Origin of the sequence: Streptomyces sp. NPDC059452 (genome assembly GCF_042750035.1) — a bacterium.
Lineage (GTDB): Bacteria > Actinomycetota > Actinomycetes > Streptomycetales > Streptomycetaceae > Streptomyces.
The window spans coordinates 129,228-145,956 of sequence record NZ_JBHYVE010000004.1 but is presented as its reverse complement, the minus strand read 5'-3'; the positions used below and the strand labels follow the sequence as shown (position 1 = coordinate 145,956).

The window sequence follows — 16,729 nt, the reverse complement described above, 5'->3', positions numbered from 1 at the left end:
CCGTCCGGCGTTTGAGGACGGAACCCTCGACGGGGGTGGCCGTCACGACTCCGGTGGCCGCCGAGGCGGATGCACCGGATCCCGGGGGTCACCGGGACCACCCCGCGGCGGCGGCGCCTGCGGATACGACCGCGTACGGGGATCATGGGGATCCGGCCCCACATACGGGTCCACCTCCGGCTCCGGCCAGGGCGACGTCTGCACGGACATCCCCGGCTCCTGCGTAGGAGGCCAGGTGTCCACCTGATCCGCCGCAGGCGCGGCGTACGGCTCCGGCACCGGCCGGTCCCTCCGCCCCCGTCCCGTCATCAACAACGCCCCGATCAGCATCAGCACCCCACCCGCAGCCGCGTTCGCCACCCCCACCTGCAACCCCGCCCCGTCCCCGCCCACCACCAGCGACCCCGCCGCCTGCCCCTGGCGGACCATCCACAGGATCGTGAAGCCGAGCACCACCACCCCCGCGAGCGCGACCACGAGCCGCGACCGCAGCACCACCCCCACGATCACCAGCACCGCCGCGCCCAGGAACGGCAGCAGGATCGAGACCAGCACCCCCGATTCCGTGGCGGTGATGCCCCCGAAGAGGTCCTGCACCCGGTAGTCCCGCCCCGCCCGCCCGTCGTACCAGTCGCGGAACGGGCTCAGCACGGCGGACGCGGCCCCGGCGAGGGCGACGAGTGAGCCGAGGATGTTGCGGATCATCGTCAGCCTCCAACGGCGTACGGCGAACACCCCCCCGCACGGCCGACGCTACGCCCGGCCGATCACCCCCGCCACGCGGATGCCTCCACCCGCCACCCGCCCCCCGCCACGCGGATGCGCCGGGCCGCGGACCATGACGGGACCGTGACAGGGCCATGACCTACAGGGCGGCGGCATCCGGCATGCTGTGGGACGGCAGTACGAAGGCAGACGGACTACGTCGACGGACAACGCCGACGGACAACAAGGGGGGCTGCATCCATGATGCGGCGACAGATGAAGCTCGCGGCGCTCCTGGTCGTGGTGGTGCTCGCGCTCACCGGATTCTCGACGTCCACCAGCGGGGGCAGGAGCGGCAAGAGCAAGGGCGGCAGCAGTTCGGGCGGCGGCTGCTCCAGCTCCAAGAAGAGCAACAGCGGTTACCGCCACAACTACGACAACGACAACGACGACACCTCCTCCTCCGGCTCGTCCGGCTCCTACGGAACCCCGACACCCACCGCATCCGACGCCCCCGACGTCCGGGTGATCCGCTGTGCCCAGCCCCGCAAGGGCAAGCGCAAGGCGGTCACCGCGTCCGTCATCGAGCTGCGCTCCAACGAGATCGGCCCGCAGAGGTACGAGGTCGACGTGACCTTCCTCGACGCCCGCGGGAACACCGTCGACACCGCCGAGACCACGACGACGCTCGACTACGGCGACACCCGCAACCTCACCGTGCGGATGGACAGCCCCGGCAAGGTCTCCCGGGTCAAGCGATGCGAGGTAACAGCGCAACTGCTCTGAGAAGAGGGCCTTTACGGGCAGGAAGCCAACCACCCACCCTCACCGCCCTCACCGAACCCTGGGCTCCCCGCCCCCGCCCCCATCCCGCCGCCCCGCGAACAGCTCGGCCTGCCGTTCCGGGGCCAGGTTCCCGAGCGCGATCAGGGCGGGCGCCTGGGCCATCGCCTGCGTACGGGCGGCCTCCCGCGCCGACCACACCGCCCGGACCGTGCCCTGCACCGCCTCGGTCGGGTACCCGGCGATCACCGCCGCCGACCGCAGCGCCGCCGCCACCGCGCCCCCGGGCTCCGTCACCTCGCTGACCAGCCCGACCGCGTACGCCCGCTCGGCGCTGACCCTTTCCGCCGTGCCCATCAGGGCCATCCGGGCCACCTCCCCGAACGGCATCCGCTGGGCCATCGCGATGGCCTCGTACGCCGAGACCATCCCGTACGTCGTGTGCGGGTCGAAGAAGGTCGCCTCGCGCGAGGCGACGATGAACTCCGCCTCGCCCAGCAGGTAGAACGCCCCGCCGCACGCCATCCCCTCCACGGCCGCGACCACCGGCTTCCAGAGGTCGTTCGCCTTGGGCCCGATATGGAGGAGGGGGTCGTCGACGGCGTACGGGGACGGGGGCTGCGGCACGTCCACGCCCCGGTCGATCCCGGTGCAGAAGGCGCGGGTGCCGGACCCGGTGAGGACGACGGCCCGCACCGACTCGTCGTACCGCAACTCTCGCCACAGCGAGCCGAGTTCCTCGGCAGTCTCCAGATCGATCGCGTTGAGCTTCTCCGGCCGGTCCAGGGAGGCGAGCGCGACCCCGGGGGCCGCCCCCCGCTCGATGCGCAGAGCCATCGCTCACCGCTCCAGCAGCCAGCGTACGAGCGTGGCACCGGCCTTGGGGTCCGGCGCGGCACCTGCCTCGGCCTCGGCGCCGCCCCCCGCCCCCACCGCGCAGAAGACCGCCCGCACCGGCGCCCCGATCCGCAGCCGCGCCGGGTCCACCGAGTTCAGCGGTGCGTCGGCGGAGGCGACCACGTTCCCGGCCAGCCGGATGTGCGGGGCCTCGGCCAGCTCCACCACCACCGCGTTGTACGGGGCCTGTTCGGCGTAGGCGGGGAGGAGCGGCGGGTGCGGGACGACGTACGACCAGAGCCGTCCGCGCCCGCTCATCGCCCGCCACTCGCTGTCGAACGACCCGCAGCGCGGGCAGCAGGGCCGGGGCGGGAAGCGCAGTTCGCCGCAGGCGGCCAAGGCGCAGGCCTGGACGCGGAGTTCGCCCCGGGCGGCGTACTCCCAGAAGGGTGCGCCGTCCTCGTCCATGACGGGAAGCAACAGAGAATCGTTCATACCCACCTCCTCGACAACTCCTCAACTCCTCAGTTCCGCAGCAGTACAGCGGATGTCGGCACGCCCTCACCGGCCGTGACCAGGCAGGTGGCGGCGTCCGGCACCTGGGCGGTGGCGGTGCCCCGCAGTTGCTTGACGCCCTCGGTGATGAGGTTGAACCCATGGACGTACGCCTCGCTCAGCCCGCCGCCCCCGGTGTTGACCGGCAGCCGCCCCCCGCTCTCCAGCGCCCCGCCCTCGGTGAACGCACCGCCCTCGCCGCGACCGCAGAAGCCGTACCCCTCCAGGGAGAGCGGGACGAGCGGGGTGAACGCGTCGTAGATCTGGGCCACATCGATGTCGTCCGGCCCGAAGTCGGCCTGTTTCCACAGCTGTCGGGCGGCGGTCCAGGCGGGTCCGGTGAGCGGGTCGTCGTTCCAGTAGTTGACCATCCCGTGGTGCTGGGCGGGCAGCCCCTGGGCGACGGAGTGCAGATAGACGGGCCGCTGCCGGCAGTCGCGGGCGCGCTCGGCGGAGACGATGACACACGCCAACGCCCCATCTGTCTCCAGGCAGTTGTCGAAGAGGCAGAGGGGTTCACTGATCCACCGGGAGGTCATGTACATCTCGCGGGTCAGCGGACGGTCGTACATGATCGCGGCCGGGTTCTGGTTGGCCCGGTTGCGGCAGGCGAGGGCCACGTTGAAGAGATGGTCGCGGGTGGCCCCGTACTCGTGCATGTAGCGCCGGGCCAGCATCCCGATCTCGTCGGCGGGCCGCAGGAGCCCGTAGGGCCGGGTCCACTGGGCGGGGGTGGGGAGTTGGACGGCGGTGTTCTTCCACGGCCGGGGTCCGGAACCGCGTTTACGGGACCGCCAGGCCACCCCGACGCTCGCCTGGCCGGTGGCGATGGCTCCGGCGAGATGGCCGAGGGTGGCGCAGGAGCCACCACCTCCGTATCCCGCCTTGGAGAAGAACGTGACGTCCCCGGCGCCGATCGCCTTGGCGACCTCCACCTCGTCGGTCTCCTCCATCGTGTACGAGGCGAAGCCGTCGACCTCCGAGGGTGCGATGCCCGCGTCGTCGAGGGCGGCCAGGATCGCCCGGCAGGCGAGGGTCTTCTCGGATTCCGGGAGCCGTTTCGCGAACGCCGTCTGCCCGATCCCGGCTATCGCTGTCGCGTCCTTGAGCGTCGCCATCCGCCAACCTCCCGCACCGTCGAGCCTGCTGACAGCGGCAGAGGCTACCGCTAATCTGACGGATAGTCAGCTAGTGCGGCGGCGGCGGGAAGGCGGGCGCGTGATGCGGGGCGACGAGGAGTGGGGCAGCATCCCGGGGCTGGTACGGGCGGCGGCCGAGCGGTACGGACCGGCCGAGGCGGTGGCCGACGGCCGCACCCGCCTCTCGTACGCCGAACTCGGCGACCGGGTGGAGCGCGCCGCGGCCGCGTGCATGGCGGCCGGGGTGGAGCCGGGCGACCGGGTCGCGATCTGGGCCCCGAACACGCTGGACTGGATCGTCTCCGCGCTCGGGGCAGTGAGCGCGGGAGCGGTGCTGGTCCCCCTCAACACCCGCTTCAAGGGCACGGAGGCGGCCCACATCCTGCGCCGCAGCCGGGCCAGGCTGCTCTTCGTCACCGGCACGTTCCTGGGCACGTCGTACGTGGCGTCCCTGCGCCGGTCGGAGGTGAGGCTGCCGGACCTGGAGCGGGTGGTGGTGCTGGCGGACACGGCCCCCGAGGACTACACGAGCTGGCCGGAGTTCCTGGCGGCGGGCGAGGGGGTGCCGCCCTCAGCCGTACGGGAACGGGAGGCCGCCATCCGCCCCTCTGACCCCTCCGACCTCATCTACACCTCGGGCACCACGGGCGCCCCCAAGGGTGCGGTGATCACCCATGCCCAGACGCTGCGCGCATACGAGATCTGGAGCGAGCTGGCGGGCCTGCGCGCAGGCGACCGCTACCTGATCGTGAACCCCTTCTTCCACACCTTCGGCTACAAGGCGGGGATCATCGCCTGCCTGATGCGGGGCGCCACGATGGTCCCGCAGCCGGTGTTCAACGTGGACACGGTGCTGGCGAACATCGCGGCCGAGCGCATCTCCGTCCTGCCCGGCCCGCCCACCCTCCACCAGTCCCTCCTGAACCACCCGGCCCGCGACTCCCACGACCTCTCCGCCCTGCGCCTGGTGGTGACGGGCGCGGCCGTGATCCCCCTCCGGCTGGTGGAGCGCCTGCGCACCGAGCTCGGCATCGCCACGGTCCTCACGGCGTACGGCCTCTCCGAGGCGAGCGGCATCGTCACGATGTGCCGCCGGGGCGATCCGGCGGAGACCGTGGCGACCACGTCCGGCCGCGCGATCCCCGGCACGGAGGTCCGCGTCCTCGCCGAGCCGGGGGCGCCCGGGGAGATCCAGGTCCGCGGCTTCAACGTCATGACCGGCTACTTCGAGGACCCGGAGACCACGGCCGCCACGATCACCCCGGACGGCTGGCTCCGCACCGGCGACATCGGCGTCCTGGACGGGGCGGGCAACCTGCGGATCACGGACCGGATCAAGGACATGTTCATCGTGGGCGGCTTCAACGCCTACCCGGCCGAGATCGAACAGCTCATCGGCCTCCACCCGGACATCGCCGACGTGGCGGTCATCGGCGTCCCCGACCCCCGCCTCGGCGAGGTCGGCAAGGCGTACGCGGTCCGCCGCCGGGGCGCCACGGTGACGGCGGACGACCTGATCGCCTGGTCCCGCCGCGAGATGGCGAACTTCAAGGTGCCGAGGGCGGTGGAGTTCGTCCCGGAGCTCCCGCGCAACGCGAGCGGGAAGGTGGTGAAGGGGGAGCTGCGGGGGCGGGGGTAGGGCGGGTCCGCCGGGTACCTCTGTTCGGCTTCACCGGATGGAGTGAACGGGCGGGGGCCGTCGCCGCGACCCGGCGGTATGGTCGTAAGTATGGCAACCAAGAAGTACACGGTCACCCTGCCGGAGGAGCTTGCGGAGGAGATCCGGGCGGAGGTCGGCCCGGGCGCCTTCAGCGCGTATGTCACGCGGGCCATAGAGCGCCAGCGCGAGCACGACCGGCTGGGGGAGCTGGTGGAGCGCCTGGAGGGCGAGTACGGCCCCGTCACCGACGCGGACCTGGCCGCCGCCGAGGCCGAGCGGCGCGAGATCGAGCAGTGGTTCGCCGACCGGGCGGCGGACGAGGCACCGGCCGGGCCCGAGCGCCGGAACGCGGCGGCTGCCTGATGCCGGAGATCTCGTACGTACTGGACTGCGAGGCCGTCTCGCGGGCGGCACTCGGCAACGCGGAGATGAAGAGCCGCCTCAAGGATGCCCACCGGGCGGGCATCCGGGTGGTGACCAGCTCGATGACCCTGATCGAGGCCTACCACAGCAAGATCCGGCGTCCGGTGTGGGACTGGGCGATGTCCGGCGTCGTCGTCGAGCCCGTCACCAAGGAGATCGCGGACGACGCGATCCGGCTCCTGCGGGCGACCGGTCTGCACGGGCACAAATACGCCATCGACGCAGCCCTCGCCGCGATCGCGAACCGGCAGCGCGGGCCCGCGGTCGTCTTCACGTCCGACGCGGACGACCTGACCAAGCTGTGCGCGCCACGGGTGCAGGTGAGAGGGCTGTAGGAGTCCGGACCGTCAGATCTTCTCCGCCGTCACGCGGGCGTGGCCGACGGTGAGGAGCCCGATGTCCTCGACGTCGGAGGTCAGGACCGTGATGCGCCCCGGGTGCGCCAGGGCGGTCGCGCAGAGCAGTGCGTCGATGGCGTACTTGTGGCCGTGCAGACCGGCATCCATGAGCAGGGTCGCGGCGGATTGCGCGATGGCCTGGCTGACCGGTTCGACGCGCAAGCGGGACAGCGTCCAGTTGAGCGCGGCGGTATTGATGCGCGGATGGATCACCTCGGCCAGGATCACTGCCGAGGTGATGACCGGGAGGTCGGCGGCACGGGCCGCCTCCAGCCACTCCTGCGCCTCGCGGCTCCTCAGGACGGCCTGAGTCAGCCCTTCGCTGTCGAGCACCAGGGCACCGCTCACGCGGCCGCTCCGGCCTCGGGCGGGCTGGTCGTCAGCTTGGCGCGCTTGTCGGTCACCGAGGAGGGGTCGGCGGGGCCGTTGGCCTTCTCGAAGTCGGCGAGCAGCTCGTCCAGGTTGTCGCGTTCGATCTGCCGCTGCGCGGCCGCCTCAAGGTACGCGGAGACCCCTCGCTTGCCGACCCGCTCGCGGATCGCGTGGAGGGTCCCGGCGGTGAGGGAGACGGAGATGCCGCTGCTGGGGCCGTCTCCGGGAGGGAAGTCAGGGGCTTCAGCCATGGCTCGACTTTAGCATTTTCCATGCTATAAGGCGGGGGCGGTGGACTCCCACCGCCCCCGCACACCCAAGGGGCCCGAGCCCATCCCCAGGCCCGGGCCCCTCGGTGTACGGCAGTCGCGACGGCTCCCCCTCGGCGCCGCCGTGACTGCTCCCCCGTACCCCCCTCGTGAAGGTCTACTTCTTGCGCTTGAGGGGTTCGCTCGTGGCGTGCTGGTCCTGAGTCGTGACCGGGGCGGTCGGCTCGCCGGTCGCGTGCTGGTCCCTGTTGGTGACCGCTCCGGTCGGCTCGCCGGTGGCGTGCTGGTCGGCGGGCTTGAAGACCGGGTCCTTCTTCGTGGCGTCGGCCATGGTGGTCAACTCCTTCTCTTCGTGCGGTGCGCAGTGGGTTGGTGAGGCCCGTCCGGCTGTTCCCCCGTGGACTGCCGGACGGGCCTCTCAGGGCCGCTCACCTTAGTAGCGCGGCCGATGTCGCCCCCGTCTGCCCCCCGACGCGACGGATCGACAGGGCCGATCGTGCCGGGCGGCGATAAACGAACGATGAACGCGCCTGTGCTCAGGCCGCCGTGGTCGTCAGCAGCGACCGGACGTCGGCCGCTTCCGGCGAACCGAGACCGTCGTAGATGGCCAGCGCCTCGTTCCAGCAGACCTGGGCGCGACCGGTCTGTCCTATACCGGCCAGCGCGCGCCCCAGGACGGTCAGCACGTTCCCCCGCCGCCATGCGCCGCCGATGCCCCGCAGGACGGTCAGCGCCAGCTCGGCGTACTGGGCGGCCTGCGCGGGCTGGCCCGACGCGATCTCCACCTCGGCCAGCCGGAACAGGGTCATCCCCTCCCACAGCCGCTGCCTGCTGTCCCGGAATATCTCCAGCGCCTCGGTCAGCTTGTCGGTGGCCGCCGCGAACTCACCGCTCTGGGTCAGTGCCATGCCCAGGGCGTAGCGTCCGTTCGCGCCGCGCAGGGCGTGGCCGAGCGAGTCGTAGATCTCGATGCCGGACCGGGCGATGGTGATGGCGCTCCCGGTACGACCCGTGGCGAGGTGGATGCGGGAGAGGTTGCACAGGGCGCTCGCCTCCCCCGGGCGGTTCCCGTCGCTGCGGAACGCGTCTATCGCCTGGTTCAGGAAGGCCTCGCCGTCCTCATGGCGGTTGTGGTAGAGCGCGATGATGCCGCGGGCGTTGGCCGCCCAGCTGCCCGCCAGCAGGTCCTGAGCGGTCTCGGCCAGCCGCATCGCCTCCTCCGCCTCCCGGTCCGCGTGGTCGAACCGGCCCGCCAACTGGTGGGCGTTGGCCAGCGACATGACGGCGCGGCTTTCCGTCCGGGGGTCGCCGCACTCCCGGGCGGCCTCGCGGACCGTCACGGCTGCGGCCTCGTACTGCTTGGCGTTGGCTCCCGATTCGCCCAGGTCCAGGGCGGCGTACAGCAGGTCCACCGCGCGGCGCAGGGTGGCCGGACGAGCCACCTGGCGTACGCAGGCGAGGAGGTTGGTCGCCTCCGTGTACAGCCAGTCCAGCGCCGCGTGCCGGTCGCTGAACGTGAGGCCCGCGTGCTCCGTGGGCTCCAGATGGTTCACCAGCCGGTCCCCCGGCCGCTCCAGCGCGTACACCCCCGCCGCCGTGGCCAGGTAGAAGTCCAGCAGCCGGGAGAGGGCCGCCTGCCCCTCCGCGGGCTGTTCGTCGCGTTCCGCGCAGGCACGCGCGTAGAGGCGTACGAGGTCGTGGTAGCGGTAGCGGCCCGGGGCGGCCGATTCCAGGAGGGAGGTGTCGACCAGGGCCTCCAGGAGGTCCTCCGCCGTGTGCGGCTCCAGGTTCAGCAGGGCCGCCGCGGCGGCGAGGGAGATGTCCGGGCCGTCCGCGAGGCCCAGGAGGCGGAAGGCGCGGGCCTGGGCCGGTTCCAGTTGGCCGTAGCCGAGTTCGAAGGTGGCCTTGACCGCGAGGTCGCCCGCCTGGAGCTCGTCCAGGCGGCGGCGCTCGTCGGCCAGCTTGGCGGCGAGGACGGAGACCGTCCAGGTGCGGCGGGCGGCAAGACGGGAGGCGGCGATGCGGATGGCGAGGGGCAGGAAACCGCAGGCGGCCACCACATCGAGGGCCGCCTCCCGCTCCGCGCCGACGCGTTCGGCGCCCACGATCCGGGTGAAGAGCTGGAGCGCCTCCTCCGGCGACATCACGTCCAGGTCCACCAGATACGCCCCGGCCAGGTCGACCATCCGCACCCGGCTCGTCACCAGGGCCGCGCAGCCGGGCGTCCCGGGCAGCAGCGGGCGGATCTGGGCCGCGTCGTGGGCGTTGTCCAGCAGGACCAGCACGCGGCGGCCGTCCAGCGTCGAGCGGTAGAGCGCCGCCCGCTCGTCCAGGGTGTCCGGGATCGCCGAGTCCGCCGTGCCGAGCGCCCGCAGGAACGAGCCCAGCACCGTCTCCGGCTCCGCCGCCCTGGCCCCCGCACCCTGGAGGTCCACGTACAGCTGGCCGTCCGGGAAGTGCGGGCGGGCCTGGTGGGCGACGTGGACGGCCAGCGTCGTCTTGCCGACCCCGCCGATCCCGGCCAGCGCGGAGACCGCCATCACCGAACCGTCGGCGGTGGCCAGTTGGGCGCCCAGCTCCCGGACGAAGGGGCCCCGCCCCGTGAAGTCCGGTACGGTCGCCGGAAGTTGCGCGGGCTTCAACGGCGCGGGCGCCGGGGCCGGTTCGTCCGCCGGGCGGGCCAGCTCCTCGTCGGCCCGCAGGATGCGCTGTTGGAGCTGGGCCAGTTCGGGGCGCGGGTCCACCCCCAGCTCCTCGGCGAGGAGCCGGCGGGTGTCCGCGTACACGGCCAGCGCCTCCGCCTGCCGCCCGCTGCGGTACAGCGCCACCATCAGCAGCTCGCGCAGCCTCTCCCGCAGCGGGTGGGCCGCCGTGAGCGCGGTCAGCTCGGAGACGGCCTCCGCGTGGTCCCCGACCTCCAGGTCCAGATCGAGCCGGGTCTCGGTGAGCGTGAGGTGCCACTCCTCCAGCCGGGCCCGCTGGTTCTCCGCGTACGGCCCCGGCACCGAGGCCAGCGCCTCGCCCGCCCACAGCCCGAGGATCTTGTTGATCAGCGCCCGGGCCTGGGCGCGGTCGCCACCCGCGCGGGCCTTCTCCGCCTCGACGGCCAGGTCCTGCGCCAGGGTGAGGTCGAGGGCGCCCCGGCCGATCCGGATCGCGTACCCGCCGGACTCGCTCACCAGGGTGTCCTGCCCCAGGATCTTGCGGAGCCGGGAGGCGTACGTACGGATGGTGGCCAGCGCCTGCGAGGGCGGCTCCTCGCCCCAGAACGCGTCGATCAGCTCGCTCGCCGTGGCCGTCCGGCCCTCGCGCAGGAGCAGCGCGGCCAGCAGGGCACGCTGCTGGGGGGAGCCGGAGGGGAGCGATTCCGCCCCGCGCCATGCCCGTACGGGACCCAGGACGGTGAACCTGAGGGAGTCGGCGGCCCCCGGTTCCCCCGGAGCACGCTGCTCCGGTACGCGCACGCGTGGCCCGTGGTCACGGTCCATTGATGCCCCCTGTCCTGCTCGCCTGCCGGCCCCGCTCTTTAGCGGGTCCTGCCGGTGGTGCCCGTGCCCGCGCCCGGAAGCCCCGCCGCCACCGTCCGCCGTCCGCCGCCTGTGCGTCGTCCGCCCGTGCGCCGGAGTGCCGAAAGCGGTTGTGCATCCGGATTGCTCGGTACCGCTGGTATCGCGCTCAACAGTCTGCCTTGTCGCGGGCGGCCCCGTCAGCAGTGGGTGACGCTCTGCACAAGGCTTCGACAACGATTCGGGAACCGTGTGCGGCACCGATGGAGAACAGATAGCTGACGGTTCGTCAGATCGGCGCTACCGTGGGATGCATGGAGACCTTCCCGAAGATCATCTCGGTGGACGACCACACGGTGGAGCCCGCTCATGTCTGGCGGGACCGGCTCCCGTCCAGGTACGCGGACTCCGGCCCGCGCGTCGTCCGCGCACCCCTGAAGGAAATGACCTTCCTGGGCGGAAAGTTCGCACCCGTGATGGGTGCGCCGGGCGACGACGGCCCGGTGGGCGACTGGTGGGTCTACGAGGACCTGCACCGGCCGCTCACCCGCCTGGACACCGCCGTCGGCTACGACAGGGACGAGATCAAGCTGGAGATCATCACCTACGAGCAGATGCGGCCGGGCTCCTTCTCGGTCCCCGACCGGCTCGCCGACATGGACGTCAACCACGTCCAGTCCGCCCTCTGCTTCCCGACCTTCCCGCGCTTCTGCGGCCAGACGTTCACCGAAGCGAAGGATCGCGAGCTGGGGCTGCTCGGGGTGCGCGCGTACAACGACTGGATGGTGGAGGAGTGGTGCGGCCCCGAGGCGCACGGCCGCCTCATCCCGCTCACCCTCGTACCGCTCTGGGACGCGGAGCTCGCCGCCGCCGAGGTCCGGCGCAACGCGGCCCGGGGCGTGCGCGCGGTCGCGTTCTCCGAGATACCTCCCCATCTCGGGCTTCCGTCGATACATGCGGACGACTGGGATCCGTTTCTCGCGGCCTGCGACGAGACCGGGACCGTCATCGCCATGCACATCGGCTCCTCGTCGAAGATGCCGTCCACCTCCGCCGACGCCCCGCCCGCCGTCGGCTCCACCATCACCTTCGCCAACTGCTGCTTCTCGATGGTCGACTGGCTGATGAGCGGCAAGTTCGAACGCTTCCCCAACCTCCGGATCATGTACGCGGAGGGCCAGATCGGCTGGATCCCGTACATCCTGGAACGCGCGGACGTCGTCTGGGAGGAGAACCGCGGCTGGGGCGGCGTCGCCGACAAGGTCCACCGCCCGCCGTCCGAGCTGTTCGCCGAGCACGTCTACGGCTGCTTCTTCGACGATGCCTTCGGGCTGCGGAACCTGGACGCGATCGGGGTCGGCAACGTTCTGTACGAGACGGACTACCCGCACTCCGACTCCACCTGGCCCAAGTCCCGCGAGGTCGGCGAGGCCCAGATGGGGCACCTCGCCCCGGACGTCGTGGACCGCATCGTCCGGGGCAACGCGATCGACCTGCTGGGGCTGACGGAGGACGGGCTCTGGGCGGGGGCGTAGGGGGTACGTCCCGGAGGAGCACGTACCCGGAGGAGCGCGTACCGGGGAGCACGCGCCCGGGCGACAGGGGATGTCAGTGGTGCCGCGTAGGGTCTGCGCATGGTTGATCAGGGGCCCCGCGCGGCATCCATATACGACTTCGCGACCTGGGAGCCCGTGCTGCGGCTCCTGCTGGCCGGCCGGCCACAGAGGCAGGCCGACCGGTCTGTCCGGGTGGAGGGAAGCATCGGTCTGCACGGCTGGAGCCTGGCCCTGGAGCGACGGCTGCCGCCGCCGGGCCGGGCGGCCCAAGTGGAGGACGAGCGGGAGGAGTCCGACGCGGTGGAGCGGGTGCGGGGCGCGCTCGCGGACATCGGCGTCGACGAGATCCCGTTCGTGGCCGAGATCCAGCCGACCGGGCGGACCGTGCTCCGCCTGCTGGGGTCCAGCCCGGCCGTGGAACCCGGCATCGGCACCCGCCCGGGGGCGCTCGTCCTGGTCGACGGTTCCCTTGCCGAGCCCTGGCGCCGCCTCCCTGATCCGGTGCCCGGGGCGGTCGCGGCCCCTTCGGCGGACCCGGGACTGCTGGAGCGGACGCTGCGCGAACGGTTGCCGGACGTCGTCGGCGCGACGGAGGAGGAGATCGCCGCCGCCGAGGCGCGCCTCGGCGTCACGCTGCCCGACGAGCTCAAGGCGCTCTACCGGGTGACCAGGGCGCGGTGGGAAGACTTCGGCGGCGACTACGAGGCGGCGGAGCGGGTGTGGGAAGCGGTCGGCTGCGACCTCCTGGACCTCGACGACCTGTACGTCGCCGACGCGCCGTCCCGTTACTGCCCCTGGGAGTTCGCGGCGACGGAGGCGGTCGTCACCCCGCCCGACGCCCCGGTGCAGGGCCTGGTCGGATCGCCCGGCTGGATCGTTTTCGGTGACAACGGCGGCGGGGACCTCCTGACCGTCGATCTGACCCCCGGCCCCCGAGGCCACCTGGGGCAGGTCATCATGCTCTCCCACGAGGAGAGGACGGGCGCCGCACTCGTCGCCGACTCCCTCACCGACCTGGTGCTGGGCCGTACCGTCCCGGAGGAGCCCGGCAGTCGGCACGGTCACCGGCCACCTGCCGTCGCGTTGGTCAACATCGGCGGCCTGAAGAGCATCCAGGCCGCCGCCCACCCCGCCCTGGAGGTCCTGTTCATCGGCGTGTGGGACGGCGCGCCGTTCAGCCTCGCCCCCGTCATCGGGCTGCCCCGCCTGCGTACGCTCGTCGCCTACCCCGGCACGCTGGCCGACCCCCTGGAGATCACCGGGCTCACCGGGCTGGAGTTCCTGAAGCTCGGCCCGGAGGAGTGGCGCGTTCTCCTCGACGCCGGAGCCGTACCGCGCAGCCTGTCGGCCGCGGCCATCGAGGTCCACGGCAACCCGGACCCCCTGCCCGTCGTGGCCCTCGCGAACGAGATCCTGGCCCTCTGGGACCGGCCCCGGATCACCCAGACCGTCGTCGAAGGAGACCTCGGCCCCCTGGCGTAGCCGGGCGGGCAGGGGTGATTTCCAGCTCGTCGTCGAGAGCGCGCAGGTGAACGCCCCCGCCGGGGAAGTGGAGCGTGAGGCCGGCCGTGAAGCCGACACGGCCGTCGTCGTAGCCGATCTCCCGGACCGAGCGGATCTGCTGTCCGACGAACCGGGTCAGCGGAACGCCCGGCGGATCGTCGACCACCGAGACCTCGCCGTGCTCGCCCATCGCGTACGGCCCGTGCGGCGGGTCGACCCGCAGCGACAGCCCGGTCCCGGGGGTGTGGAACAGGACCGGGCCCAGCCCCTCCAGGCGCAGCCACAGGTGCAGGAGCGTCGGTTCGTCGTCGGCGTAGTGGTGCCAGGCCGTGGTCACCCGCACCAGCCGCTTCCCGGTCAGGTCGGCGGCAAGCAGTTCCTCGACACCGGTCACCTGCCGATACTCGCACCGCCCGACCACCGGCACACCCGCATTCTCGCGGCCACCGTCCCGGGCCACGCAGTGCGTGTACGGGGAGGGGGCCGGCCCCCTCCCCGTACACGCGGCGGGTCAGACCCGCTCCACCGGCTCCTGGAGCTCCGTCACCCAGGCGTCCCGGTCCGGCGGGCACTCAAGGGTGACCTCGCGGGCGTACCCCGTGGAGCGGTAGCCGTTCTCCTCCAGCCAGTGGGCCAGGGTCTGCGCGGTCGGCAGTACGTCGTCCATCGCGCCCCGGTGCACGATCGTCGCCGCCTCGAACGGGGGCAGCTCCACCACGCTCACCCCGGTGTCGCCGACCGGGCCCACCGGGGCCGACACCGTCACCCCCGCGTGCACGACGATCGCGCCGCCGCCATCGCCGCCATCGCCGCCATCGCCGCTGCCCTCGGGAGCGCCCGGGGAGGCGTCCTCGTACCGCGCGATCCCGGGGCCGGTCGGCCGGATTCCGGCGCTTTCCAGGAGCGGGAAGAGCTCCTCGTACAGCGGACCGATCACCGGCCCGATGTCCTGCGGCTCGTAGCTCGCGGCCGTCCCGGTCAGCTCGGCCACCCGGACCGCGGGAACGGTCTTGATCACAACATCCTCGGCAGGCATGTGCCCCTCGCTCTCGATCGACCGGAGCCTCGCCTCGACCTGGGCCAGCCGCAGGGACGCGGCCGCCACCGCGTCGGCCAGCTCCGCCCGGCGCAGCCGCAGCATCCCGCGCAGCTCCTCCGGTCCCACCCGCTCGTCCAGGACGGCCCGCACCTGCTGGAGCGTGAAGCCGAGGTCCTTGAGCGCGATGATCCGGTTGAGCCGGGCGAGCTGGGCGGCACCGTAGAAGCGGTAGCCGGTGGCGGGGTCGGTGCGGTCCGGGCGCAGCAGCCCGATGGCGTCGTAATGACGCAGCATCCGGGGCGACACCCGCCCGTACCGGGCGAAGTCTCCGATGGTGAACATGATGGCTCCCACTGCACGGCTTCACACGGGGTGAAGGTCAAGGGCTACCGGTCCGGCGCGTCCCGGGAACAGGCAGGAGCCCCGTTCCTCCGCCGAAGCGGGGGAGCGGGGCTCCTTGGGTACTGCTATGTGCGGCCGCGATCGACCGACCCGGGCAACTAGGCCGGGGTGACGTTCTCAGCCTGCGGACCCTTGGGTCCCTGAGTGACGTCGAAGTTCACGACCTGGTTCTCCTCAAGGGAGCGGAACCCGGACGCGTTGATCGCGGAGTAGTGAACGAAGACATCCGGGCCGCCGCCGTCCTGGGCGATGAAGCCGAAGCCCTTTTCAGCGTTGAACCACTTGACGGTTCCGGTAGCCATAAGCCCTCCTTGGGCCAAAGGGTTGCCCTGCTCCAGAACCTGCAAACAAGTCTGAAAACTACAAAAGCCTGCGGGTTACATGCTCCGCAGGCTCTGTACTGCAAGGGAAACCAAACTGCAACTTGCGAGCGAGCCTAGCACGCAGTCTCTGGAGAGCGGTAGAGGGAAAGATCACTTCACCCGAATGTTTGATTGCCCTGTCGAAGGTGTGACGGGGAGGGCCGTACGGGTGAGCGCGGGCGGGCGTACGAGGGAGCGCGAGTGGGCGTACGAGGGAGCGTGTGCGGGCGTACGGGGGAGCGCGGGCGGGGAGTGAAGGCAGGGCGCGGGAAGGGCGCGCGGGGCGCTGTGCGAGGTGTTGTGCGGGGCGCCCCGGTGGTGCTCGTCGGCGGGGGCGGGTCTAGCCTCGCGATGTGGACAATTCAACCGTCTCCAGCCGCCCGCGCGTCGGCCACATCCAGTTCCTGAACTGCCTCCCCCTCTACTGGGGCCTGGCGCGTACGGGAACCCTGCTCGACCTGGAGCTCTCGAAGGACACCCCGGAGAGACTCAGCGAGCAGCTGATCAGGGGCGATCTGGACATCGGCCCGGTCACCCTCGTGGAGTACCTGCGCAACGCGGACGACCTGGTGGCCTTCCCGGACATCGCGGTCGGCTGCGACGGCCCCGTGATGTCCTGCGTGATCGTCTCCCAGCTCCCGCTGGAGCAGCTCGACCGGGCCCGGGTCGCCCTCGGCTCCACCTCGCGCACCTCCGTACGCCTGGCCCAGCTCCTGCTCGCCGAGCGCTACGGGGTCCGGCCCGACTACTACACCTGCCCGCCCGACCTCGGGCTGATGATGCAGGAGGCGGACGCGGCCGTCCTGATCGGCGACGCCGCCCTGCGCGCCAACCTGCACGACGCCCCCCGCCTCGGCCTCCAGGTCCACGACCTGGGCCGACTGTGGAAGGAGTGGACGGGGCTGCCGTTCGTCTTCGCCGTCTGGGCGGCCCGCAAGGACTTCCTGGCCGCCCACCCCGAGACGGCGGCCAAGGTGCACGAGGCGTTCCTCGCCTCCCGGGACCTCTCCCTGGAGGAGGTCACCAAGGTCGCGGAACAGGCGGCCCGCTGGGAGGCCTTCGACGCCGAGGTGCTGGAGCAGTACTTCACGACCCTGGACTTCCGCTTCGGACCGGAGCAGTTGGCCGGTGTACGGGAGTTCGCCCGCCGGACCGGACCGGACACCGGATACCCGGCGGATGTGAACGTGGAGCTGCTCGGCGGCTGAGCCGATCCGGGG

General features: G+C 72.0%; 18 protein-coding genes. 7 read left to right on the top strand and 11 right to left on the bottom strand.

All coding sequences use genetic code 11. The features are described 5' to 3' along the window. Positions 1-42: 42 nt before the first annotated feature. A complete protein-coding gene (locus ACFW9Z_RS08225) occupies positions 43-705 on the bottom strand; it encodes a hypothetical protein (RefSeq protein WP_384636164.1) in 663 nt (220 codons plus the stop codon). A 261-nt stretch (positions 706-966) separates the two neighbouring features. Here ACFW9Z_RS08225 and ACFW9Z_RS08220 point away from each other — a divergent pair, with 261 nt between their 5' ends. Continuing rightward, positions 967-1,491: a hypothetical protein gene (locus ACFW9Z_RS08220; protein WP_384636162.1), complete on the top strand. Its 525-nt coding sequence runs from the start codon at positions 967-969 to the stop codon at positions 1,489-1,491. 48 nt (positions 1,492-1,539) lie between these two features. On the opposite strand, the gene ACFW9Z_RS08215 is transcribed toward ACFW9Z_RS08220, so the two are convergent. Genes ACFW9Z_RS08215 through ACFW9Z_RS08205 form a run of 3 tightly spaced genes read right to left on the bottom strand, consistent with a single transcriptional unit; the run spans position 1,540 to position 3,998 of the window. After that, positions 1,540-2,325: an enoyl-CoA hydratase/isomerase family protein gene (locus ACFW9Z_RS08215; protein ID WP_384636159.1), complete on the bottom strand. Its 786-nt coding sequence runs from the start codon at positions 2,323-2,325 to the stop codon at positions 1,540-1,542. A 3-nt stretch (positions 2,326-2,328) separates the two neighbouring features. Beyond that, positions 2,329-2,820 carry a Zn-ribbon domain-containing OB-fold protein gene (locus tag ACFW9Z_RS08210; protein ID WP_384636155.1) on the bottom strand — a complete coding sequence of 164 codons (492 nt, stop codon included), beginning with the start codon at positions 2,818-2,820 and terminating at the stop codon, positions 2,329-2,331. A gap of 29 nt (positions 2,821-2,849) precedes the next feature. Further along, positions 2,850-3,998, bottom strand: coding sequence for a lipid-transfer protein (locus ACFW9Z_RS08205; protein WP_384636152.1), 1,149 nt, complete (start codon positions 3,996-3,998; stop codon positions 2,850-2,852). 103 nt (positions 3,999-4,101) lie between these two features. On the opposite strand from ACFW9Z_RS08205, the gene ACFW9Z_RS08200 reads away from it, so the two are divergent. From ACFW9Z_RS08200 to ACFW9Z_RS08190, 3 genes are all read left to right on the top strand, one after another. After that, complete coding sequence (locus ACFW9Z_RS08200; protein ID WP_384636809.1) at positions 4,102-5,658, top strand: FadD3 family acyl-CoA ligase; 1,557 nt, start codon at positions 4,102-4,104, stop codon at positions 5,656-5,658. A 90-nt stretch (positions 5,659-5,748) separates the two neighbouring features. Then, positions 5,749-6,042 (top strand): hypothetical protein, encoded by a 294-nt coding sequence (locus ACFW9Z_RS08195; RefSeq protein ID WP_384636149.1) that lies wholly within the window; start codon positions 5,749-5,751, stop codon positions 6,040-6,042. Next, positions 6,042-6,437, top strand: coding sequence for a PIN domain-containing protein (locus tag ACFW9Z_RS08190; RefSeq protein ID WP_384636145.1), 396 nt, complete (start codon positions 6,042-6,044; stop codon positions 6,435-6,437). Before ACFW9Z_RS08195 ends, ACFW9Z_RS08190 begins: the two co-directional genes overlap by 1 nt. A 12-nt stretch (positions 6,438-6,449) precedes the next feature. Here ACFW9Z_RS08190 and ACFW9Z_RS08185 read toward each other — a convergent pair whose 3' ends face one another. From ACFW9Z_RS08185 to ACFW9Z_RS08170, 4 genes are all read right to left on the bottom strand, one after another. Beyond that, the gene (locus tag ACFW9Z_RS08185) at positions 6,450-6,848 is read right to left on the bottom strand and encodes a type II toxin-antitoxin system VapC family toxin (protein ID WP_384636142.1); all 399 of its coding nucleotides are present in this window, start codon (positions 6,846-6,848) and stop codon (positions 6,450-6,452) included. Further along, positions 6,845-7,123 (bottom strand): hypothetical protein, encoded by a 279-nt coding sequence (locus tag ACFW9Z_RS08180; RefSeq protein WP_384636139.1) that lies wholly within the window; start codon positions 7,121-7,123, stop codon positions 6,845-6,847. The genes ACFW9Z_RS08185 and ACFW9Z_RS08180 overlap by 4 nt, the downstream gene beginning before the upstream one ends. Positions 7,124-7,298: 175 nt before the next feature. After that, entirely contained in the window at positions 7,299-7,472 is a 174-nt protein-coding gene (locus ACFW9Z_RS08175) for a hypothetical protein (RefSeq protein WP_384636136.1), read from the bottom strand. 205 nt (positions 7,473-7,677) lie between these two features. Continuing rightward, complete coding sequence (locus ACFW9Z_RS08170) at positions 7,678-10,629, bottom strand: BTAD domain-containing putative transcriptional regulator (RefSeq protein ID WP_384636133.1); 2,952 nt, start codon at positions 10,627-10,629, stop codon at positions 7,678-7,680. Positions 10,630-10,961: 332 nt separating this feature from the next. Between ACFW9Z_RS08170 and ACFW9Z_RS08165 the strand changes: the two genes are divergently transcribed. Both ACFW9Z_RS08165 and ACFW9Z_RS08160 read left to right on the top strand, forming a co-directional pair. Continuing rightward, complete coding sequence (locus ACFW9Z_RS08165) at positions 10,962-12,182, top strand: amidohydrolase family protein (protein ID WP_384636130.1); 1,221 nt, start codon at positions 10,962-10,964, stop codon at positions 12,180-12,182. 99 nt (positions 12,183-12,281) lie between these two features. Further along, positions 12,282-13,685 carry an SMI1/KNR4 family protein gene (locus ACFW9Z_RS08160; protein ID WP_384636128.1) on the top strand — a complete coding sequence of 468 codons (1,404 nt, stop codon included), beginning with the start codon at positions 12,282-12,284 and terminating at the stop codon, positions 13,683-13,685. Here the strand turns inward: ACFW9Z_RS08160 and ACFW9Z_RS08155 are convergent. The 3 genes from ACFW9Z_RS08155 to ACFW9Z_RS08145 form a co-directional block, all read right to left on the bottom strand. Further along, positions 13,642-14,100 (bottom strand): hypothetical protein, encoded by a 459-nt coding sequence (locus tag ACFW9Z_RS08155; RefSeq protein ID WP_384636125.1) that lies wholly within the window; start codon positions 14,098-14,100, stop codon positions 13,642-13,644. The genes ACFW9Z_RS08160 and ACFW9Z_RS08155 overlap by 44 nt on opposite strands. 117 nt (positions 14,101-14,217) lie before the next feature. Beyond that, entirely contained in the window at positions 14,218-15,087 is an 870-nt protein-coding gene (locus ACFW9Z_RS08150) for a MerR family transcriptional regulator (RefSeq protein WP_384636122.1), read from the bottom strand. Between the two features lie 158 nt (positions 15,088-15,245). Further along, positions 15,246-15,449: a cold-shock protein gene (locus ACFW9Z_RS08145; RefSeq protein ID WP_003967102.1), complete on the bottom strand. Its 204-nt coding sequence runs from the start codon at positions 15,447-15,449 to the stop codon at positions 15,246-15,248. Positions 15,450-15,862: 413 nt separating this feature from the next. Between ACFW9Z_RS08145 and ACFW9Z_RS08140 the strand changes: the two genes are divergently transcribed. Then, a complete protein-coding gene (locus ACFW9Z_RS08140) occupies positions 15,863-16,717 on the top strand; it encodes a menaquinone biosynthetic enzyme MqnA/MqnD family protein (RefSeq protein WP_384636119.1) in 855 nt (284 codons plus the stop codon). The last annotated feature ends 12 nt before the right edge of the window (positions 16,718-16,729 follow it).